Source organism: Gemmatimonadota bacterium (assembly GCA_016712265.1).
GTDB lineage: Bacteria > Gemmatimonadota > Gemmatimonadetes > Gemmatimonadales > Gemmatimonadaceae > RBC101.
In genome coordinates, this window is the sequence record JADJRJ010000030.1 from 1,018,328 (window position 1) to 1,041,269 (window position 22,942).

The following is a 22,942-nucleotide window of genomic DNA, read 5'->3' on the forward strand; positions in this document are numbered from 1 at the left end:
ACCGAGGGCGGTCGCGCGAAGGCGCCCCAGCGGTCTCCGAGGGTCGGCCACCATGGACCGCCCGGACGACGGTGCACCACTTCGCACTGATACTCCCCCCACCACCTGCGTCCCAATCATCGACACACCTCCCATGGGAAGTTGCCCGTGCCATGGTCGATCACCCCGAAGTTCCGCATCGTGACCTGGCCCTGTGCTTTGACCGTCTGGACGCTCCCGTCGGGGCGCTTGGTGGTGATGACTAACTCCACGGTGGAGCCCGGTGCGATCGCCACGCCCTTCCAGGAGAAGTCGTACGGAATGAAGTCGAAGAGCGGCGTGGCCACCCGAGGCACGACAGCCGCGACCGTGCAGACGGCCATCGACGGGCGGTCGAAGTCGAGCCGCGTAATCGTGGCCTCGAACGGCGCTTCCACGACCACGTCGGGGTAGAAGGCCATCCGGCCGTCCGGGAGCACGTCGGCCCATAGGGTGAAGTGCGACACCGTGAGCCTGAGCGCGTTCCGGGGGAGAACGTTCAGCCGCAGGGGCGCACGAAACCCGCCGGCCGTGGCGACCACGTCGAGTGCTCCGGCCCCTCCCGCGCGCAGCCGTTGCGCCTGTTGTGCGCCCCCAGGTACCAATGCGGCGCCTCCCGTCACATCCCAGGTGACATCCCACGGCACTGCGATGACCACGGCGTTGGCATCGAGGAACTCGGCGACAACATCGTACTCCTCCCCTTCCTCGACGACCGCTCCAGTGGGCAGCAGGCGCACGCGAAGTGCGTGCGGATGCGTCGACACCGACAGGGTCGCCGAGCGTCCGGCGTGGGTCACGGTGATTGTCGCCATCCCATAGGCCACAGCGCGCACCACCCCGGGTGACTCCACGCGCGCCACGCCGGGATCCGACGAACGCCACGTCCCTGGGACGAGCACCTCGCCGCCATGCGCATCCACCGCGACGGCCGACAGCTCCATCCCCACGCCAACCGTCAAGTTCCGGTGGGGTTCACCCGGAATCCGGAGGGCGACGGCGGGGGGCGGTCCGACCGGTTCCTGTGGCGCGGCGCAGGCCAGGACAAGGCACAGGGCGGCAAGCCACCCTCCGCAGCGGCGTGCTCGCTTCCTCTGCGGCTCCGTGTCACTCCCACTCGTGGTAAGTGTCTCAATCATTCGGTCTCAACTCCCATGGAATGCCCCCAAACCAGCTCGACCGCGAAGCACGTGGCGGCACTTGCCACCGCGCTGGTTCCCCTCCCGGCTGGCCACCTGGGCGCGGGGCCGATCGGGCCGAGTCTTCCGTTTACACACGAGAAATCCGCCTCCTTGCGACATGCAGCAGCCGGAGCGCCCGGCCGATTGCGACGGCGTTGAGCGGGGTGCCGACCGTCGCCATGCAGGGGCGCTGCCAGCGACCTACATCGCTCCATGGGGCCACATGGCGGTGACACGGCGGGTGCCACGGACGATCGGGCTCAAGTGTCGCACAGCGTCCTCCTTCCTCGTGTCTGGTCCTGCGAGGCGGAACTCGGCCTCGGTCCCCAGCTTTTCGGAGAGTGTCCATGAACACCAAACCCATGGCAGCCGCTGCGGTGCTGCTCGTCCTCGCGGCCTGCACCGATCCACCAACGACAGTACGTGCCGTCGTCCCAGGAGACGCGACCGTGGCGTACAGCGCGGTCAAGTTCTGGGATGTCGGTGCAACAGTAAGCTGGAACGAGAGGGCCACGGCGCTCGCTGCCGCACGCGGCGTGGATGTCAATCGGATGTACGCGTACCTGTCGTACGCACAGTTCCGGGCGTCCGAAGCCGCGGAGGCCACGCCCGGGGCATATCCTCCGGTCACCGCGGCCATCGCGGGCGCTTCGGTGGCGGTGCTCAATGCGTTCTTCCCACTCGACGTCGCGGCGAACGAAGAAGCCCTTGACGTGCAGGAACGCTCTGCACCGTGGCCGGGGGGCCAACCCCCGGATTTCAGCGTGGGCGAGGCCATCGGGCGCGCGATCGGTGCACGGGTGTTGACCTTTGCTCAAGGCGACGGCATCGGTCTCACGGACCCGCTGCTCCCACCAGTTGGGCCGCCGCCGGTCGGACCGGGCCGATGGATCTACACCGGCGGGCCAATCGCACGCGGTGGGCTTGGCGCTCGTCCCTTCTTCATGTCGTCGGGCAGCCAGCTACGGCCTCCTCCGCCCCCGGCGTTCGGCGGTCCGGAGTACTCGGCGGCGCTGGCCGAACTGCGCGCGATCGCGAATACACGCACCGCGGCACAAATCGAGCTGGCCAACCACTGGAACGTGAACCAGTCGCCGCGGTCCAACGCCACCATCATGCGCGTCGCGCGCGACCTGATCGTCGCGCACCACCGGGAGGACGCAGAGGCCGCGCGGATCATGTTCCTGATGAACGCGGCAGCGTTTGATGCCGTCATTGGGTGCTTCGAGGCCAAGTACACCTACTGGTACATCCGCCCACCACAGGCCGACCCGGGGCTTGTGACGGTGTTTCCCGCACCACCGCACCCCTCGTACCCGGCAGCGCACTCGTGCGTCTCGGGCGCGGCGAACGGCGTGCTCACGGCCTTCTTCCCCAGCGAGCGGAGACGCCTGGACAACCTCGCCGCGCAGTCGGGCCTTTCGCGACTCTACGCGGGCATCCACTTCCGCTTCGATACAGACGCGGGACTTGCGCTGGGCCGAAGCGCGGCGGCGCTTGCCCTCGCCGCAGACCTGGACCTGGTCGCTCCGTTGCCCTAGCCCGTACGACCAGGCGGCCTCCCGGAACATCGGGAGGCCGCCTTCGTCGTCCGCCGGTGCGCGACCGCAATCGTCTAACGATACGGAGGATGCGCCCACCCTCACCAGCGAGTGGATGGTGGTCGAGATCGGCTCACCGGGATGCGCCGTGCCGCTGAGCGTTGATCAGAATACGCTTTTCACCCCGAACTGCACCGAACGCGCGGCGAACGCCTCGGTCGGCATCCCGAATGAGGGGATCGGGCGGAGCACGCTGTTCTCGAACCACTGCCCTCCGTACGCACTGATGTTGGCCGCATTGAAAGCGTTAGTGACATCAACGCTGAGGGACACCCTCGCGCCGCCGAAGGCCACTGAGCGCGCCGCACGCAGGTCCACGTTGCGATACCAGTTGCGCCACGCGTTCCCAGGGCGCGTGGTGCGCTGGCTGAAGGCGAAATCGTCGAAGGGAATGTTGTTCCGGTTCCGGTCACGACCGTCGATCGCCGTGTAGGGCCGCGGCGACGCGAGTGTCGTGATCGTGGACAGCGTCAGGCCCCAGCCCAGGCGCGCGAAACCCGACACGACCACGCGGTGACGCTCGTCCTGAACGGTTGGCTCCATGGCGAAGCGGCTCGCGAGCGGGAAGGCCTGAGCTCCGGTACCCGGGACGTCCGTGCGGGCTCGAGCCAGAGTGTAGGCGACTTGCAGCTGAGCCTGTGGTCGCTCGTACGTCAGGTGCGCGAGCAGCGCGTCGTACCGGGCTTGGGCGTTGTCGTCCCAGAGGACGATGTCACCGAACAGCGGGCTCAGGACTCGCCTCCGGGTGGTGTCTCGGGGATTCGCGTTCCTTTGCGTCGCGAGGTGCCGGAGGGACTGGTGCACGACATCGATATTGAGCGCCCAGTCAGGGGTGAGGCGATGGCCGATGCCCACCGAAACGGACCGTGCTTCGGGAGCTTGCAGCGTGGCCTTCACCATCGTGGGCGAAACGTTCTCTTGTGCCAACCCCGCGGCCACACGACGCCGGAGTTCTTCAATGTCGCTCGTGCCAGGGCTCTGGAAGGTGTAGGTGCGCCAGCGCGCGCTGCGCGCCTCCTGGGCAACCAGTGAAGTAAACGCCCGGTCGAACGTCAGCCCAAAACCCGCGCGCACGAACGTCCGCGCGCGGCCTTGCAGGTCGTACGACAATGACACGCGCGGCGCGAGGTTGTCGAGGTCATCCTGGCGCCGTCCGTCAGCGAGAAACCCGCGAAGCACACTCGCGCGCGTGAGCACCGAGTCGTTCACCCACGGCGACACGAAGTCGTTGTTGAGGAGGTTCAGGTCGGCGTCGTAGCGCACGCCGGCGGTCAGCAGGAGACGGCTCGTGGGTCGCCATTCGTCAGTCACCCACGCGCCAATCGTGGTGCCGCGGTAGCGCACACGAGCCTCACCCGTGCCGGACGGATCGAGGAAGCCGAGGGAGACCACCGCGCTGGAGGGAAGCATCGAGGTGTCCGTGTCGAACCGGAGCGCCCCGTCGCGATTGATCGGCCGGAACTCGTCAGCCAGAAATCGCCCGACCTCCGCGCCGTATCGCAGCAGATGGCGACGCCGGGTCCCGACCGCGAGCGCGCCGCGATGCACCAGGCGGGCCTGAACCTCTGTGAGGTCGAACGGCCATCGCGACTCCCCCCGGGTGATGCCAGGGTAGACGCGCTGCGCCCCGGGCACGAGTGGACTCTCCTTCTGAACCCACGACACGAGCTGGGCGGACCACTCGCTTTCGCTGTGCTCGCCCGACCGCCTCGACCGCAACTGCGCCACGTTGATATTGAATCGCTGGGAAACGCCTGCGTCGTAGGCGACCTTTTCCCCTATGCCGGACTTCGCGTCATACGTCCGATGCAGCCAGAGCGCATCCACTTCGTGCGCACGGCCGGCGACCCAGGTCAGGCGCTGCAGCGCAGTCGCATTGAACCCCGGCGTCTCGAAGCTCCCTCGATAAGACGCCCAGGCGTCGGAGGGATTGACGGACGCGTAGTCGCCAAGGCGACTCAGCTCGACCGTGCCAGCATAGTAGAGTCTGCTTCCGATCGGACCGCGCGCCGATCCGCCCAGGATGGCCTGACGCGCCGGGGCGGCCGGGCGGCCCTGCTGGCGTTCCAGGAACGTCTTTGCGGTCACGCCGACGGGCTGCACCCGCGCGAACACGGTACGCCGCCAGGTGTCGTCTCCGCGGTGCGTGACCGCGTTGATGCCCCACGACGACCCATGCCCCTGTTCCGCGCCATACGCACTCAGCGAGAAGCGCATCTCGGAGATTGCGCCCTGCGGGAAGGGCGCTCCCGTTTGCGGTATGCCGACGAGGTTCCCGCCGGTCATGTTCTTCAGGCTGATGCCGTCGAGGTACAAGGACACGAGCCGGAACGGCGGGCCAGCGCCCGCCGTCGGGAACGAACGACCACGCACGGGCGCGTAGGAGCGCACACCGGGGAGGATCCCCGGCAGCGCCAGTGGACTCGGCCTCGCGAACGGCAGTTCCTCGGCGAGGCCTGCCGTGATGACGGACGACACCGATCGCCGATTGATCTCCTGGGTGGACAGGCGCGACTGGCGCACCTCGATGGCTGCGAGGGTGGTCGCCCGCGACATGCGGTAGTCGAGTCGCAGGCGCTGTCCCACCGCCACGTCGAGCGAGTCGTCGATCGGTGTCAGCCCGAGGGCACGCACCCTGAGCGTATATCGCCGGGACTCGAGGCCGAGCACGAGGAATTCCCCATCCGAACGTGTCGCCACGCGGCGGACGGTGTCGCCGTCCGCCGTGACGAGCACGATCGTCGCACCTGCCACCGCGCGCCCCGTGGGGTCGCGCACCATCCCTTCGATCGCCGAGAGGGTCTGACCGCCCGCACGAGTTGCGAGGCTGAGTATTCCAAGCAGGGCGATGCGCCGCATCGGGCCAGGACGCCAACCACCGGCCCGCGCCTCCGCCGACCTCCGACACGGGCGTATCACCGCTGCCTCGTTAGCGGAGGGTAGGTGCGAGCTCACGCATCCTCACGGTGTCGAACTCCGCGAGCGGCCACGAGCTCGCCCGTACCAGGGCCTGCACCCTGGTATCCCGTCGAAAGGCATCGAGCGGATGGATACAGAAGCGCTGGAGACTCAACTTCGGCGCCCCCGACGTGATCCACTCGGCCAGGACCGCCGTGGCCGAGTCGCGCTGCCCCGTTCCCTCAAAGGCTTCGATCCACTCCATCATCAGGCGACGCGGCGATGCACCCTGAGCGTTCAGTCGCGCGAGCCTCGCCCGCGCCTGGTGCTCCCGTATCAGGCGCCACTGCGCTATTCCGTTTTTTGTACCGGCACGTGCGCGAAGGGCGCGGATCTCGTCAGGCGTGGCCCGCTCCAATGCCGCCACGGCGTCATCGAACCGCCCAGCGGCCGCCAGCGCTTCGGCCAACCAGACCAACCGCTCGCGATTCGGCAACAAGTCGACGGCGCGGGTGAGCAGTTCCAGCTCCTCATGGCGGTTGCCCGCGCAGCGCTGCAAGGCCGCAAGGCCGACAAGCTCCGCGGCATTCCACGGCGCCAGTCGCTGCGAGCGCGCCTTGTACTTCCATGCGGAATCCAGTTGACCGCTCCACTTGAACCAGGCGCCGATCAACGACTGTGTGTGGTAGTCCGTCGAATCGAGCGATGCCGCGATGTGGGCATCTGACATGGACTCCGCAACCTTGCCAAGGAGGAAACGCGGTAGCGCAAGCCGGATGCGAGCCGCAGCCAGCGCGGCGGGCGACGCGACAGCGTGCGTGAGGGCCAACTGGCCGTAGTACTCTGCCATCGACGCCCGCGACGAATCCATCCGGGTGCCTGCTTGTGCCACGATGGCAATCCCCATGTAGTCCGACAATCCGATAAACGGGCGGTACCACCCCGGATCCAGCGAACTGGCGCTGCTATACAACGCTTGGACTCGAGCGTCGGATGGATCGAGACGAGCCAGGTACTCGGCCTCGGACACCAGGCGCCACGCCTCCGAAACCTTCGTCTCGGGTGGCCCCACCGGAGGAGGCGGCAACGCAAGGCGCGCACGCAAGGAATCGGTGAGGAGGCGGACGAGCTCCGCGAATTGCCGGGAGCCGGCCGAGACCCGCACATGAAATCTCCGTTCTCCTGTCGTGACGTCCACGACGCGGACGTCGCTCGCCACGGAGTCGCCGACGCGGTGAACCTCCCCCTCCACGATGGATCGGACGCCGGCACTGCCGAGGCGCTCCCGCCTGGCGCTGTCTCGAGCAGCCTCAAGGTCCCGGGTCGCAATGAACGGGAGCACGTCTGGAGGTGCCCCGAGCTGCTCGGCGACGTGCGACGGGAGGGCACTCGCCATGTAGTCCAGGGCCGTGTCACGCTCCGCGTTGCGAAAGGGGAGAAGCACCACCGGTGACAACGAGGTCGAAGCCTGTCCTGATGCGACGACGGCGCCGGCATTAACGCGCCACACGCCGACGGCAAGAACCAGCACCGCGCCGGCCACACCGAGGGTCGCGCGCGGGAAACGCAGGCGACGCGCCGGTGCCATGATCGGTGCTTCGAGGACGTCGAGCACCTCACGGGCAGACGCCGGTCGCTCGGCCGGAGCCTTGCGCAGGCACTGATCGACGATTCGCACCACAGACGGCGAAAGATCGGCGCGTAGCGCGGCAAGGGACGGGGGCGGTGTGCCAAGGTGACCGGCGAGGATCTCCGGCGCCGTGCCACGAAATGGCGGGAACCCCGTCAGGACCTCGTAGGCGAGACAACCGAAGGAATACAGGTCCGCGCGATGGTCGACCCCGGGATCGCCCGCTGCCTGTTCCGGGGCCATGTAGGCGGGGGTGCCGATGATCGCGCCTTCGGAGGTGACGTGCGCGTCGGCGCCCGCATCGCGCGCGACCGTGATCGCCTTGCCAATGCCGAAGTCGGCGACGACTGCCGCGCCGCCAGAGAGCATCACATTGGCCGGCTTGATATCGCGATGCACCACGCCTTCCGCATGCGCATGGGCGATCGCGCGCGCCACGTCGCGGAGAATGGACAGGCGTTCGGTGAGCGAGAGCGGCGCCCCGTGGGCCAGTCGTGCCTTGAGTGATGCCCCCGCCTCGAGCGGCATCACGTAGTACAGGACACCGTCGTCTTCACCGGAGTCAAAGAGCGGCATGATGTTCGGATGGCGCAGCCGGGCCACCATCTCGATCTCGCGGAGGAAGCGCCCGCGCCCCAACGACGCCGACAATTCCGGGCGGATCACCTTTACCGCGACCGATCGTCCGTGCCGAATATCCTCCGCCCGAAAGACGCGCGCCATGCCTCCCTGCCCCAGCTCATCGCCGATCCGGTAGCGCCCGCCAAGCATGGTCGGCGGTTCGACATCCAACGAGTCGCCGGCGCGCGCGAGGTCGGCCAGGCGGTCGCTCGCCAAGCCATCGAGCAGGGGCATGTCACGCTCGCACTCCGCCAGCAGCTGCTCAAGGACGCGGCGGCGCTCAGCGTCTTCGCCGGTGATCTCCGCGAGCAGCTGCGCTCGGCCACCCGGGTCGGCCTCCAGGAGGCGATCAAGCTGCGGCGCGATCGATTCCCACTGTGGAGGAAGAAACGAGTCGTCGCGGCTCATGGCGCCATCGCACGCCGCAGGAGCATGCGCGCCTTGAGCCAATCACGCTGGACCGTCCGCGGCGTGACGCCCATCGCAGTGGCGATCTCCTGGTCGCTCAGTCCGCCAAAAAACCGGCAATCCACCACCTGGGCCAGCCTGAGGTCTACGGCGGCCAGGCGATCGATTGCGTCGTTCAGCTGCAGCAGGAGTTCCGGCTGATCGTCGGTCGGAATAATGTCGAGATCGAGCGCCTGATGCCGAGGGAATCCGCCCCGCTTTTGCGTGTATCGAGCCTTGGCGCGGTCAACCAGCACATGGCGCATCGCGAGACTCGCGAGGGCCAGGAAGTGCATCTCGTCTTTCCAGCTGATGCGATCCTGCGCCCGCAGCTTGAGCCAGGCCTCGTGCACCAGGCCGGTCGTCGACAACGTCCCGCTGCCGGCGCGAAGGGCGAGTTGACGCCGAGCGATCACCCGCAGCTCGTCGTAGACCTCACGGGTGAGCCGGTCAAGCGCCTCGCGCGGGCTTTCGTGGTCGACTGGGTGCGGCTCAGCGGTCACGAGGTCGGGGGCGACAGGAGGGTCTGAAGGCAGGGTACCCCACCGCTCGCGAGCAGCGGACACACGCGGGGTCCTGCTAAAGGTGCCGACCCGGCGAAGCACCCGCAACGTCCGGCCCCCCGAGCGCCCCAACTCATCGTTGGGCTCGGTTCCAGAAACGACGACCTGCTCAGTGACGAGCGACCACATCGTCCATCGCCTCACCAATCCGTGCCGTTCCGAACCTCGGGCAGCCGGTCGCCTCGTACGCCGAACGACTCCCCGGCGCGACGACACCGCCATTCACCGTGAGCGTATTCCCTCGATCCCGCGTGTGGGCGTACCAGGCCTGCTGGTCCCAGGCAGCGTTGCCATCCATGACCAGTGAATAGGTGGAGTTCTGGAGGTAGGGCTGATTGGTGAGGCCGAGTCCGGTGGTGTGTCGGCTGAACGAGACGAGGATCGGTGCCTGGCAGCTCCCGGAGATGTCGTTGCCACCGATCTCGACGGTGATGTCGCCACGGAGCCGTGAGCCGGCAACTGGAAAACCCGCCTCGACGATGATACCGAAGGTGTTGTTCACGAGGACGTTGTCCGTCAACGACGCGCGGACGTGTCCCTTCACATTGGGCGCCCCCACACCGATCGCGCTCAGCCGCAACCCCGTGCCGACCGGTCGCCGCAGGTGGTCCCCGACATGGTTGTTCGAGATGGTCGCGTTCACCTCCGCCTCGTTGGGGAGTAGGTACTGATCAACACCACCGGGAACGGGAAGGACAACTGTCGGGGAGACGTAGATTCCGGGGATCCCGCCACCGACGAGCCGATTCCCCGTGGCCGTATACGTGCCGGGACCGGCGAGGCAGAAGTCACACGAGTTGCCCGTACCACTGGAGACATTCCGTTGCACGTCGCCGTCGGACGCGCGAAGGTCGATGCGCTCAGTGAAATTGCCCTGGAACTCGTTGCTGCGCACCAGGAGTCCACGTACCCGGAGTGACAGAATCCCTTGGCCGCCGACGGTGGAGTCACCGGGAGCATGCCCGGACGTCAAGGTGAAGCCCTCGATGACGGCGCGGTGCCCGCCCAGGCTTCCATCGGCCACGCCGTCCACGACGAAGATCGGCTGCGAGAGCCCTGGCTGGCCTCCGACCGCACCGACAACGGCAAGGGCTGGCGAGGGTTCGATCCTCGTGGTGGGGGCGCCGCCCGCTGGTGTTCTTGCCAGGCCATCTTCGTCTTGCTGGACCTGAAGCGCCCCCCTGACGGTGACATCCGGAACGTCGATACGGAGCGGGAAGCGCTCCATGGCAGGATCGCTTGAGGGGGCGGCACTCCCACGCAGCGTACCGACGGCCACGAGGATCGTGATCCGACACGCGGCGCTCGTGAGCTCCTTCCGCGAGACGCGGCCCGCCCGCGCCACATCCAGGGCGTCCGTGAGACGCCGGAAGTGCATGCTGTCGGCCTGTTGGGGCTTCGAGGGATCGACCAGGAGCTTGGTGACGTAGTCCCCTCGCTGCCGGCGCGCGGCCACCTCGCTCGCTGGCACGAGGACGAGGACCGGGGCCGCACCCGTGACCTCGCACATCTCAACAGTCGCTGGCTCGAAGACCTTGGGCGCCGACGGTTCGTCAGCGTCGCATCCGGTCAGGAGAGCAACGGCGACCACGATCGCTCGGGCAACGGCGTGGGAGGAGCGAACCGGCCTGTGCGGGACGCGTCGCGTGAGCATTTGGGCCTCGTGGGGATCGGCACCGGCCCTGAATGGACCGTTTGCGTTTCCCCCTACTCACGAGAATTCCCCGTCGTTACGACACATGAGGCCTGAGAGGCTGTTCCGGAGCGCAGGAACGCCTCCGGCGGAGACCACCACGAAAGCCACCGCCGCATTCGAAGACTTCACGCTGTCACGAGAAGCGTGTTTCAGCAATCCACCCATAGGAAGGTTTCCACGCCACGGTCGTTCACACTCGTGGCGGACGCCACCGTGACGCGCACACGCTGCACGCGCTTCCGTCCACTCGGCAGCTCCATGCTGATGTCCACATCCACTCCTTCACCGTCCCGCAGGGAGGGCGCCGTCCACCCCCAATCGTACGGCTGAAAGTCAAACAAGGGTGTGGTGCGGTCACGCGACAACCCTACGCTGGCGCACGCCGCGGCGTGGCCGACAAACTCCAGTCGCGTGATCGTGACAGGAAGGCGTGCCCTGAGGACCAGGTCAGGAGCGTAAAACGGATCCCCCGTCCCGCGGAATTTCAGCAGGGAGTTTTCCTCCGCAAGGACCACCGGATCTGCCTCGCTCAGCGCCGTAAGCGTCAGGCGAGCGAACGAGCCATCGGGGGCGTCGACGCGCACCGCCACTTGTCCCGGTGACATGAGACGCAGCGTCGCGGTGTGCTGACCCGCCGAGCTGGAACCCGCGAGGGTGGTCACACCGCTGGCGGACCAGGTGAGCTCGATCGGCACCGGGACTGCGGCACCGCTGACGTCGAGGAACTCGGCGAGGACCCGATACACTTCACCAACCTCGACGACATCGCCTCCGCCGACCAGGCGCAACGCCAGCCCCGCAGGTCTGGTTCGCACCTGCACCGTGGCAATCCGCCCATCGGCGCGCGCTATAATCTCGGCCACCCCATACGAGTGTGCGATCAGGACGCCCCCTTGACTGACACTGACGACGTTGGGATCGGAGGCCTCCCACTCCGCCTTGACCACCGTCTCGCGCGATCGCTCATCCACGGCGATCGCGAACAGCTGCGTCGTTCCCCCGATCGGCACCGAGACGTCGGCGGGCCCACGGATGCGAAGGGTGTGGTCGTCCGTTCCGACCAAGTTGTCGCACGCAAGCGACGCCACGAGCGCCACCAAAGCGTAGCAGCGCCGGCAGTGCCTCGCTGCCATTGGCCGCGGTGAATGCAATCTCGGTGCGCTCGCCGCATTGGCGTCTTGTCGTAGCATGTGTCGCTGGACGTGTATGTCAGACTCTTGGCCCTCCGCGCGCGGCCCCGGCGTGCGGGGGTCGTGGGGTTCCTCGATCCGCGACGCGGTCATCAGCAGAAGGCCCACGGGTGGTTGGTTATGCCGTAGTCGCTCAGCCTGCGCTCGCGCGCGGTCACGAGGCCTAGTCCGAGAAACGCCTGCAGGCTCCCGTCGGCGCGCTGAACGTTAATGTGCACGTCCACCGCAGTGCCCAGAGGGATCGCCTCATCCTGCCAGGACACGTCGTAGGGGATGAAGTCAAAGAGCGGCGTGACGACTCCGGCCGACACCGGCACGGTGGCGCACAGGCTCCTTCGGTTTCGTTTGAAGTCGAGCTGCATGATCGTGGCGTCGAACGGCGCGACGACGAGGAGGTCCGGGTAGAAGGCCATCCGCCCACCGGGAAGCGCGTCAACCCACAGCGTGAACTGATGGGCCCTGAGTTTCGGCTCCCCCCCAGGACGGACACGCAATCGCAGCGATGCGCGCAACGGACCTGACGTAGCGATCACGTCGACCTCGCCGGCGGGCAGCTCTCGAAGAAGCTGCGTTTGCTTGACGCCCCCGGGCACCAACGGGACGCCCGCTGACACCTCCCAGTAGACATCCCATGGCACCACGATGACGTCGCCATTTTCATCGAAGAACTCGGCGACAACCACATGGGAGTCTCCCTCCTCGACGGTCACGCCGCTCGGAGCCGGTCGGACGCGCAAGCCACTGGGATGTGTCGACACCAGCACCGTTGCGCCCCCCCCGCCATGGAGCACGGTGATGGTTGCCTCGCCATATCCAACCGCACGCACGACTCCCTCAGTGTTCACGTGTGCCACACCGGTGTCAGATGAACTCCAGGTTCCGACGACGGGCACCTCGGCACCACGCGCGTCCAACGCAACGACCGATAGCGGAACCGCTGCACCAACTTTCAGGGACAACTGGGGTTCACCCGGAATCCGAAGCACGGCTGCTGGGGGTGGTCCGGACGGCTCGTGCGGCGCGCCGCAGGCCAGCATGCCGCCGAGCGCGGCAACACAGACGGCGCCATAGCGCCCACGCCACCAACGGGAATCGTTCAACATGCACCTCATGGAAAGGGGGTACCCCTGCGCTGCCGTACGCGCAGGACCGTCAGGATCGCGTCACCGGCGCCACGGGGCGGGTCAACGGTCCCGGCCGTCCGTCCACCGCCCGTCCTCCGACAGCCGGACCAGTCGGAGTACAGTCTCGATCTCTTACGTCAGGTGGCCGTGAGCGAGCCGTTGATCCCATGTAGCGATCCTCGACTTGGGCACGTTGAGGCTGGGTTGGGTCGCGCCGTTCGTGGAGACGCGCGTCGGCTCGCCGTGACGCAGGAATCAGGCATCCACAACCAAGGGTTGCTCGTCAACAGCTGTTCCAGACAAAGCCGGCGGTGCCGTAGTCGATGACGGTAGCTCGTGGACGCATCAGTACCACACCAGTCGCCCGCGCTGTGTTGTGGCTTCCGTCGGTGTGCCGGTAGGTGATGATTGCCTCGACCGGGGTGCGCGGCGCAGTCGCGGCGCCTCGCCAGTAGAAGTCGTAGGGAATGAAGTCGAACAGGGGCGTGGTGGCCGCGCGTGCGAGGGGTGCCGACCCGCACGCCCCCGCGCCGAAGTTCACGAAGTCCAGCCGGCCAACCACGACGTCGAGCGGCGCGACGACGACCAGGTCGGGGTAGAACGCCATCCGCCCCTCCGCGAGCGAATCCGCCCACACGGTGAAACTCACGACCTCAAGTCGTGCCTCGTCCCGGGTGAGGACCCTCAAACGAAGCGTTGCGCTCAGCCGACCCGACCTCGCCGTCAGGTCGAGCACACCTGCGCTAACCACACGCAACCACATCGTGTGCTCCTCGTCCCCCGGCGACAACGCAGCACCGTCTGACGCGTCCCAGCGGACATCCCACGGCACCGCGATGACCGCGCCATTCGAACCCAGGAACTCCGCGACGACCTGATAGGTCTCGCCCACAACGACGGCCGCTCCATCAGGGCGCAGGCGCACGCGGAGTCCGCTGGGAACGGTCGACACCGTCACCGTCGCCGCACGCCCGCTATGGCTCACGGTTATGGTCGCCTGGCCAACCCCTACCGCGCGCACGACCCCCGGCGCGTCCACGCGCGCCACACCGGCGTCCGAAGATGTCCACGTCCCGCGGACCAAGACCTCCCCGCCTTGCGCGTCCACCGCCACGACCGACAGCTGAACAGCCGCTCCGACCTCAAGCAGTCGTTGCCCTTCGCCAGGGATCCTGAGCGAGACGACCGCGGCAGGGCCGCTGACCTCGCGGGGTGCGCCACACGCGAGCACCCAGCCCACGGCTCCGAGATGGACGGCGGCGCGAAGCAGTCGCGCCACGCGACACACCAGCACCCCCGGATGACGGCGGCGCCGCATCATCTTTGGCCTCCAGATGCTGGCCGGCCCAATCCCACGAGCCCGCCAGCTCGGACAGCGACCTTCGCGAGTCCGTGCCAGGTCCCCGTATGCCGTCGAACGCAAGTCCACACTTGCTCGCCTCCTCAAGACCCTGGTGTGAAGACCGAGACGACGCCGAAATGCCGTCACGACCAAGGCTACAGGCCGGATGTCAGGTGCCCGTGAGGTCGTCGTGAGCCCTCCGCGAAGTCAGATTCGCAGGGGTTGCGGGCCCTTGCTGCGCTCCGCACCCTACTTGTCTCATGATCCACCTCGCCCTCAAGTGAAGTCGTGCGCCTTTTTGGCAGCAGCGTGCCTGCTCCTGCTCTCCCCTGTTTCGCCTTTGCGGGCGCAGGGCATGGGCCACGCGACCCTTCATGTCCAGGTGGAGCGTGCGGAAGGGCCGGTAGACGGAGCGACCGTGGTGCTCCGCGATCTCCTCCGCGGCGGGATAAGCCGTGGCCTCTCCGGGCGAGACGGAGTCGCGCGCTTCCCTCACGTCGATGTCGGCCTGTTCCGTGTGGAAGTACGCGCCATCGGCTTCGAACCCGTCTTGGTCGACTCCGTTCAGGCCGGACTCGGCGAACGGGTGGTCGTTCGCCTGATCCTCCGTCCGGTCGAGGCCACGCGCTTGCCGACGGTGTCCGTCTCGTCCCGGGATGCCCGGGAGGTGAGTACGGACGGCCCAAGCCTGCGGCTGTCGCGGGACATGGTTCGCGACGTGCCGGTACTCAATCGCGACTTCACGACTCTCCTGGCGCTCGCCTCGCAGGCGACGGGACGCACCGCGCAGTCGATCGGGGGACAACATGCCCGATTCAATAGTGTCGTGATCGACGGCGGCGTGGCCAACGACCTTTTTGGGACCGGGATCACTCCGGGATCGAGTGTTGGCGCGCGTTCCCTTTCGCTCGCGTCCATCGACGAGTTGCGCATCAGTGTGGCGCCGTTCGACGTTCGCCATGGGGGCTTTACTGGTGGGCTCCTGGCCGGCGTCACCCGTTCCGGGACCAACGACAGAGCGACCAACGTCTACTCCCTTTACTCGCGCGGCAGCTTGACCGGTCGCGATAGCACGGGAGCGCGAGAGCCGGCCTTCGAACAGCAGCAACTCGGCCTCAGCAGCGCCGGCCCAATCGTCCGCGACCGGGTGCACTACTTCGCGCTCGTGGAAGTGCAGCAACGCCGGCGCCCATACGACGTCGCTCCCATCTCAGATCCGACCACCGGCATCTCGCGGACTTCCGCCGACCGCGTCACGGCGCTCACGCGTTCGCAGCTGGGCTTCGATCCCGGGACGGCCGATGCGGTCACCCTCGATCAACCCAACGTCAACGCCTTTCTCAAGTTCTCCTGGCAAGCGTCACCGCGGCACATCGTGACCACCACGCACGGCGTCGTGGCCGCGCGCTCCGAGGCGCTGGCGCGCACGACACGGAACCTGACCAACAGCGATGGCTTTCAGCTGTCGCGCAGCGGAAGCACCCTGAGCTCCCGCATCTTGACCACCAGTCTCAAGGCCGTCAGCACCTGGTCACGCCTGACGCACGAAGGCCAGCTCAGCGCTTCGGTAGTCCGGGACGCCAACGACTCCCAGCAACGGACACCCTTGTTCCTGGTCCAGGGCGACGTACCCGGGAACTACCTCGCGGCCGGCTCCGTCGTCAGCGCCCAGGACTTGCGCACCAGCTACCGCTCGCTGGAGGCGACGAGCAACACCACGGTATCACTCGATCGGCACCTCCTCACGGCCGGCACCCAGAACCTGTTCGCATGGACGGACGACAACTTCGTCCGCGGCGCATGGGGGGTGTGGACCTATCCCAGCGTGGAGGCCTTCTCGCGAAACACCCCATCCCAATACGAGGTCACACTCCCCCTCAATGGTGGGCCGCGCGCTCGAATGTCGGCGGCTTGGCTCTCGGTGTATGCGCAGGACGAATGGCGCCTCACCAATGCGCTCATGGTCACCGTCGGCGCCCGCTACGACTATACCGGCCTCAACACACCAGCCCGCAATCCTGCATTGGCCGCGAACGCCGCGCTCGATCGCCTGGACACCTCGCGCTTTCCCGCGACGTCTGCGGTGTTCTCGCCGCGGGCCAGCTTCGTGTGGACTCCGCAGTCCGCGCGGCATCCGGTGATCCGGGGTGGGGTCGGCACCTTCGTGGGTCGCCTCCCACTCGTGTGGCTGGGCAATGCGTTCCTGGGAACGGGGCAGCAGTCCTCGACGCTCACCTGCCAGGGCCCCGGCACCGTGCCCCCGGTCACCACGGACATCCGGAACCTCCCGTCCGCCTGCCTCGCGCAGGGAACCCGCAGCGTGCCGACGGTCTCGGTGTTCGAGCCCGAATTTCGTGCACAGCGTGCGACCAAGGTCGCCCTCGGCGGGGACCAGGTGCTCGGCTGGGGGCTCACGGCGAGCGTTGACCTGCTGTGGACGCGTTCATCCGACAACTTGGCCGTGACCGACGCAAACCTCGTGCGGCAAGGAACGACGGCAGAGGGTCGGGCGATGTATGGCAGCCTGGCAACGAACGGTGCGCCGCGGATCGCCCGCCGCGATCCCGCGATCGGCCCCGTCTACCGGTTCTACAACGTCTCCGGTGAAAACGCGACCGCTGCGTCCGCGACAGTGAGCCGCCGATGGGGCACGTCCGGCATCGCCCGCGTCAGCCATACCTGGTCACGTACACAGGACGTCATGAGCGTCGTGGGGAACAATGGCCTGCTGATGCTCCGCAACAACCCGGTGGACGGAAGCCTTGAGCAACGTGCGTTGCGTCGTTCGGGAAGGGACGTCCCACATGTCCTGACGGCCCTCACCACACTGCCCATCGGACGGTCCACGCGCGTCACCGTGCTCTATCGGCTGCAGTCCGGGCTGCCGTACGCCTACACGGTGAACCGGGACGTGAACGCCGACGGGGGGACGCGCAACGACCTCGCGTACATCCCCCGCGATTCCACCGACATCACCCTCTCGCTCCCGGACTCGACCCCACCGGGCCGGACACGGAGCAACCTGTTCCGGGAGCTTGATGCATTTATCAGCGGGGAACGCTGCCTGGCGGAGAACCGCGGCCGGATCGCCCCTCGCAACAGCTGCCGCAACCCCGCCTCGCGGGTACTCGACCTGCGGCTCACGCGCGCCGTCGCGATACCGCGCGCCAGGAAGCTGGAGCTGGACGTTGACCTGTTCAACGCCCTGAATGCCCTGAACCGCCGATGGGGCATCGTTCGCGAGACGTCGGCGCGGGAGGACCTTCCGCTGCTTAACGTTACCGGGTGGGACGCCCAGCGCAACCGCCCGGTTTACGCCGTCCCCACGACTCGCGGCGGTGAGGCCCTCCTGCCCGCGCGGAACCGCGCCGTGCTCGACGCCTCACGATGGCGATTGCAGCTGGGCGCACGGTATGCCTTCTAGCTCATCGGCGACGCCCTACCGCAAGGGACCAACGCGTTGCAGGGTGGCGACCACGCGTGGATGCTCGCGGAACTCATCGTTGTCCCCGTTGCAGCCGAACCGAAATAGCGCCGGCGATCGCTCCAGCTCCAGCTGGTCCAGTGCGGCGAACCCCCGCAGCGTGTCACCCGCAAGGAAGGCCGATCTCATCTCGGGTACCCGACCACGATAGGCGGCACGCTCCAGGTCGATCAGTTGTCGACGACCGAGGGCGTGCCGGGCCGCAAAGTACCCCAGCCGGCCACGCGCTTCGGCCAGCAGTCGACTGAGCGCGGTGTCGCGTGAGGCCGCTGCTGCACGCCGCCACATCACGAGTGCATCGTTGTAGCGCCCCATCAGCCCCAGCGCGCGCTGCATCCCGGTGAGGGCAAGGACGGAGCGCGGTCGCAAAGCCAGCTGGGCCTCCAGAATGGGGACTGCGTCTTGCGGCCGGCCCGCACAGAAGTGCAGCACGACCTCGCGCTCCTGGTAGGTGTCGGACAGCGGGTCCAGATGCTGCGCGATTCGGATCGCGTCACGCGACTCCTCCCAACGATGCGCGTGGCGGAGCAAGACGGACTTCAGCAGCCAGATTTCACCATTGGACGGTTCGACCATCGTCGCGGAATCGACCAGACGCAACCCGGCCGAGAGGTCGCGATCGCGAAGCGCTTTCACCACCCCGAGGTTCGCGAGCGCCGAACCCTGCCGTGGATCAATCTCCAGCGCCCTCCTCGCAGCGCTTTCGCCGAGTCGGAACCCTTCTTCGGCGGGGATCCGGTCCGCGTTCGCCTTGCTGAGCCACACCGAGGAGAGCCCCGCCCACGCCCGCGCATTGTTGGGGTCGCGTTGCCGCGCGGCCTCGAAATGCTCTTGCGCCGGTCCCATGTCAATCCGCACACCAAGCAGTCGATCGAGGCCCAACAAGGTCAGGCGGTATGACTCCGGATCGATGCGCGCGGCTTCTTCCCGCAACGCTAGCGAGCGCCGAAACAGGATACCAGCCAGCGCTGCTGCAATACGGCTTTCGGCCCCACCGATGCCAGACACGGTGAATCTCGCGGTGGCAACCTCGGTCAGGCGCCCCTCCGCTGGATTAAGCAAGGCGGCGCGAACGACGAGCGTGTCCCCCGCGAGGCGGAGCCATGACCGCAGCACCGCCACACGCGAAAGGTCGGTCCCAATTCGGCGGAAATCGTCCGGCCCGAGGGAGTCGTTCGCCGGCGCCCGCGCGCTGGACCGGAGCTCCAGTCCGCCCACGCCGTCCAGGCGCCGACCGATCCCTTCCGCAATCCCTGCGGCCAGGTAGCTGAGGTTCTCCGAGCCCGTTTCGTTCACCATCGGCGCGATCACCAGCGTGCGCACGTGGCCGCGCAGGTCGTGCTCCGCAGGCGAGGGGCGAAACACCGCCCAGCTCACCACAGCCACCGCAGCCAATCCGGAGATGGGCCACATCCACCGGGAGCGTCTCGGGGCGGCGGCCGGTAAAGGCTCCGATACACGAACGTCGGCGGCAGGAGCCACCTGGGTCCCAGCCACCGGCGTCGGCTCCTCGACGCGGGATGCCACGCCCGGCAACAGCTCCGCCTCGCCAAATCGCGAATCCCGGCGTGTTCGGATGCCGTCCATGAGGGCCACCGTTTCCGCGGACGGCCGGACGCCGAGCGATTCATTCAGCTGGTTGCGCAACCATTCGTACGCGGCGAAGGCGCCGGCACGATCTCCGTCGCGGTCCAGCAGCATGATCCATCGCCGGGCCGCCGTTTCATCGGTTGGGGCAAGCTCGGCCCCGCGGCGCGCCGCTGCCACCGCCGCCGAAAGCTGCCCGGCCATGGCGTGTTCGTCGGCGGACCGCGCGGCGGCCGCACTGGCCAACCGCCGGACCCGGTCACGCTCGCCCTGCAGCCAGCGGTCAAAGTCCGGCGCGTCCGTCACAAAAAAGCCCGGCAGGAGATCGCCGACATACCCGGCCAACGCCGCGGCACTGTCCCCGGCCTCAAGGGACCGTTCCAGCGCCGCGACATCGGTGGTGACGGCTTCCGGATCAAGGCTCAGCTCGTCATCTCCGCGGGTCCGAATCGCGCCGTCCGGCAAGTGCCGCCGGACTGTATAGAGTGCGCTGCGCAGGGCCGACCGCGCCTTGGCCTGGTCCTGCTCAGGCCAGAAGAGCCCGAGCAGCACGTCGCGTCGGTGCCACGCACCGGGTCGCGGCATCGCGAGGACGGCCAGGAGCGCCAGGTGCTTGGGTTGGCGGAGGAGGGCGTCAAACTGTCGGCCATCGGCGTCTGCCAACTGCGCTTCACCCAGCATGCGAAAGACGAGCATGCCGAGAAGGTAGGCCGCGTTCCCCGTGACCGTAAAGGGCGTTTGGCCGGGTGAACGGCCACCTCACACGCACCTCGCCACCACGCGGCACCTGGCTCACGCGTACGCTCCACCCTGCGCCTCACACGCCGCTGTTCGCGGTCACACCTCCAATGAGGCACTGCCATGTCACGCGCACGACGAATCGTACCACTCACCACGTGGGTCCTTGTCACGCTGAGCGCCAGCTGCTCGTCGGACGGCCGCGCCCCAACAACCGCGCCCTCAGGCGCCCACGTCGCGCCAGCGGTCTACCTGACGGCGCAGGAGCCGCTCGCCGCCGTGCTGGCAGCCAACGCCCAGGCTATCGCGGCCGCCCCATCCCTTGTACCACCCGGGGCGCCGCTCGCCCCATTTGTCGAGGCGCGACTCTATGCGATCGCGAATGTCGCCATCCATGATGCCCTGAACGCGATTCGCCCGCGGTACGCGCGGTACGCTGACGTCGGACCGGTGAACTCAGCTGGGAACCCCGTGGCCGCGGTGCTCACTGCTGCTCACGATGCCATCGTCGGAGCCGCGCCGAGCGCGCAGGGCTCAACTGACGCGTGGTACGCCACCCAGATGGCCCAGCTGGCTCCGGGTCCGGATGTCATCGCCGGCGTCACCATCGGGCAGCGTGCCGCCGCCGCCATCCTCGCCCGGCGGGCAAACGACGGCACCGCCGGCGGGGGCGTCGCCCCGTACCACCCCGGCCAGGCTGTGGGGGACTACCAGTTCACCTTTCCCTTCAATACGCCAGCGTTCGACTTTTTTGGGACTGGCGGCTTTGCCGACGGATCGGTCTGGGGAACGACCGTGACCCCATTCCTGGTCCCGTCGACGTCGCATTTCCGGAGTCGCGCACCTTACGGCGCCGCGACCAACTCGGCCGCAGTCCTGACGCCGTGGTACACGCGCGACTTCAACGAGGTGAAGGCGCTGGGGTGCGTGGCCTGCGCTGCGCGAACCGCTGAACAGTCCGAGATCGCGCTGTTCTGGGTCGAGAATTCGCCGGCCGCGTGGAACCGTATCGCGCGCACCCTGGTGATCCAACACGGACTCAATGGCTGGGCGGCCGCACGACTGTTCGCACTGCTGCAGATGGGCGAGTTCGACGTGTACGCAACCACCCTGGAATCCAAGTACTACCACAACTTCTGGCGTCCGGTCACCGCCGTTGAGCTGGCCGACAGCGACGGTAACCCGAACACTTCGACACAGCCGGGATGGCAGGTGCTCGCGTTCCCGACGCCTCCCGTTCCGGACTGGCCGAGTGCCCACGCGAGTGCAGGCGGCGCCGCAGCCTCGATCATCCGCGACGCGCTGGGACGTGACACCGGGCTGTTCAGCACGACCAGTGCATCCCTGCCGGTCGTCACGCGGTCTTTCCGTTCCCTCGCGCAGGCAGCCAGCGAAAACGCGGCGTCGCGGGTCTACGTGGGTTATCACTTCCGCGCCGCAGCGGAGGAAGGGCTCACCCAGGGCCACGCCGTCGGACGGTTCGTCGCCGGGGCGCTGCCGCCTCGCTGACGTCCGGCGGCATCGCTCCCGCATCCGTGAACGGCCGAGGGGTCGGCGCTCGATCGCCGACCCCTCGCACCGCAGGCCATACTTTCGGTCCGGGAGAACCCAAATCACTCAGCTGGTTGGCGGGCTGAACGCCGCGTGCTGCTGGTCGATCCAGCTCAAGTGGTACTTCGGGTCCTCGATCGCGATGGCGTCCTTCGCCACCTTGAGTGCACGGAACGAATCCATCATCACCGCCAACTCGTTCGTGTACTTGGCGCCGATGCTCGCCTCCGTCCGGCCCGGGTGCGGCCCGTGCGGCAGCCCGTCGGGATGGTGCGTGATCGAACCGTACTCGATCCCCTTGCGGCTCATGAACTCACTCGACGCGTAGAACAACACCTCGTCCGAGTCGACGTTGGAGTGGTTGTACGGCGCCGGGATCGCGTTCGGGTCGAAGTCGTACGGCCGCGGGCAGAACGAACAGATGACGAACCCATCACCCTGGAAGGTCTGGTGCACTGGCGGGGGCTGGTGGATGCGCCCCACGATCGGCTCGAAGTCGTGGATGTTGAAGGCCCAGGGGTAGAAATACCCGTCCCAGCCGACAACGTCGAACGGGTGGTGGTCCAGCACGAGTTCGTTGATCGCGTCGTACTGCTTGACGTAGAGCGAGAACTCGCCACGTTCGTCCCTGGGCTCCAGCACCTGCGGCCGGCGGATGTCGCGCTCCGAGAACGGCGCCCCTTCGAGCAGCTGGCCGTACTCGTTGCGGTAGCGCCGCGGCCAGCGGATGTGCCCGGCGCTTTCCATCACCAGCAACTTGCTCGGCGCCGCCGGATCGAGGCGCCAGCGGTGCAGGATGTTGCGATGGATAACGATGTAGTCTCCCGGCTTGTAGGGGAGATCACCGAAGACCGACTCAAGCACTCCCGTGCCCTCGACCACGTACACCACTTCGTCCGCCTGCGAGTTGCGGTAGAAGTGCGCGTCGATCACGTCCGGCTCGACGTACGACATGGCGATGTCGGCGTTGAACAGGAGGGGAATGCGGCTCATGGTGGCACTCCCACCCCGGCGCACGCGCGAGGTGAGGAAGTGCCGGTGACGCAGCGACGTGTCCTCGTCGGCCTCCCACTTCACGTTCGCCACCTTCCGTGCCCGCAGAATCGTCGTCGGCGGATGCGTGTGGTACAGGAGCGACGAAGTCCCGATGAACCCCTCGTGCCCCATCAATTCCTCGGCGTACAGCCCGCCATCAGGGCGGCGGTAGACCACGTGACGCTTCTGCGGGAACGTGCCCAGCTGGTGGTAGATCGGCATGAGGAAACCGTGGA

General features: G+C 67.5%; 13 protein-coding genes. 3 read left to right on the forward strand and 10 right to left on the reverse strand.

Annotated elements, in window-relative coordinates:
* Nucleotides 1-116 precede the first annotated feature (116 nt).
* The gene (locus tag IPK85_19955; GenBank protein ID MBK8249649.1) at nt 117-1,157 is read right to left on the reverse strand and encodes a hypothetical protein; all 1,041 of its coding nucleotides are present in this window, start codon (nt 1,155-1,157) and stop codon (nt 117-119) included.
* Between the two features lie 389 nt (nt 1,158-1,546).
* Here IPK85_19955 and IPK85_19960 point away from each other — a divergent pair, with 389 nt between their 5' ends.
* Nucleotides 1,547-2,740 (forward strand): vanadium-dependent haloperoxidase, encoded by a 1,194-nt coding sequence (locus tag IPK85_19960; protein ID MBK8249650.1) that lies wholly within the window; start codon nt 1,547-1,549, stop codon nt 2,738-2,740.
* Nucleotides 2,741-2,905: 165 nt separating this feature from the next.
* Here the strand turns inward: IPK85_19960 and IPK85_19965 are convergent, their stop codons facing one another.
* The 7 genes from IPK85_19965 to IPK85_19995 form a co-directional block, all read right to left on the reverse strand.
* On the reverse strand, nt 2,906-5,659 hold the full coding sequence (locus tag IPK85_19965; protein ID MBK8249651.1) for a carboxypeptidase regulatory-like domain-containing protein: 2,754 nt from the start codon (nt 5,657-5,659) through the stop codon (nt 2,906-2,908).
* Between the two features lie 70 nt (nt 5,660-5,729).
* Nucleotides 5,730-8,357 carry a protein kinase gene (locus tag IPK85_19970; GenBank protein ID MBK8249652.1) on the reverse strand — a complete coding sequence of 876 codons (2,628 nt, stop codon included), beginning with the start codon at nt 8,355-8,357 and terminating at the stop codon, nt 5,730-5,732.
* Nucleotides 8,354-8,899 (reverse strand): helix-turn-helix domain-containing protein, encoded by a 546-nt coding sequence (locus IPK85_19975; protein MBK8249653.1) that lies wholly within the window; start codon nt 8,897-8,899, stop codon nt 8,354-8,356. Before IPK85_19975 ends, IPK85_19970 begins: the two co-directional genes overlap by 4 nt.
* 169 nt (nt 8,900-9,068) lie before the next feature.
* A complete protein-coding gene (locus IPK85_19980; GenBank protein ID MBK8249654.1) occupies nt 9,069-10,550 on the reverse strand; it encodes a hypothetical protein in 1,482 nt (493 codons plus the stop codon).
* Between the two features lie 254 nt (nt 10,551-10,804).
* On the reverse strand, nt 10,805-11,743 hold the full coding sequence (locus tag IPK85_19985) for a hypothetical protein (protein ID MBK8249655.1): 939 nt from the start codon (nt 11,741-11,743) through the stop codon (nt 10,805-10,807).
* 194 nt (nt 11,744-11,937) lie between these two features.
* Nucleotides 11,938-12,957: an Ig-like domain-containing protein gene (locus IPK85_19990; GenBank protein MBK8249656.1), complete on the reverse strand. Its 1,020-nt coding sequence runs from the start codon at nt 12,955-12,957 to the stop codon at nt 11,938-11,940.
* A 295-nt stretch (nt 12,958-13,252) separates the two neighbouring features.
* Nucleotides 13,253-14,290, reverse strand: a complete 1,038-nt coding sequence (locus IPK85_19995) for an Ig-like domain-containing protein (protein ID MBK8249657.1) — start codon at nt 14,288-14,290, stop codon at nt 13,253-13,255.
* Nucleotides 14,291-14,666: 376 nt separating this feature from the next.
* On the opposite strand from IPK85_19995, the gene IPK85_20000 reads away from it, so the two are divergent.
* Nucleotides 14,667-17,735, forward strand: coding sequence for a TonB-dependent receptor (locus IPK85_20000; GenBank protein MBK8249658.1), 3,069 nt, complete (start codon nt 14,667-14,669; stop codon nt 17,733-17,735).
* 15 nt (nt 17,736-17,750) lie between these two features.
* Here IPK85_20000 and IPK85_20005 read toward each other — a convergent pair whose 3' ends face one another.
* Complete coding sequence (locus IPK85_20005) at nt 17,751-20,078, reverse strand: hypothetical protein (GenBank protein MBK8249659.1); 2,328 nt, start codon at nt 20,076-20,078, stop codon at nt 17,751-17,753.
* 165 nt (nt 20,079-20,243) lie between these two features.
* On the opposite strand from IPK85_20005, the gene IPK85_20010 reads away from it, so the two are divergent.
* Nucleotides 20,244-21,629, forward strand: a complete 1,386-nt coding sequence (locus IPK85_20010; protein ID MBK8249660.1) for a vanadium-dependent haloperoxidase — start codon at nt 20,244-20,246, stop codon at nt 21,627-21,629.
* Between the two features lie 108 nt (nt 21,630-21,737).
* On the opposite strand, the gene IPK85_20015 is transcribed toward IPK85_20010, so the two are convergent.
* Nucleotides 21,738-22,928, reverse strand: a complete 1,191-nt coding sequence (locus tag IPK85_20015; protein ID MBK8249661.1) for a homogentisate 1,2-dioxygenase — start codon at nt 22,926-22,928, stop codon at nt 21,738-21,740.
* Nucleotides 22,929-22,942: the final 14 nt, after the last annotated feature.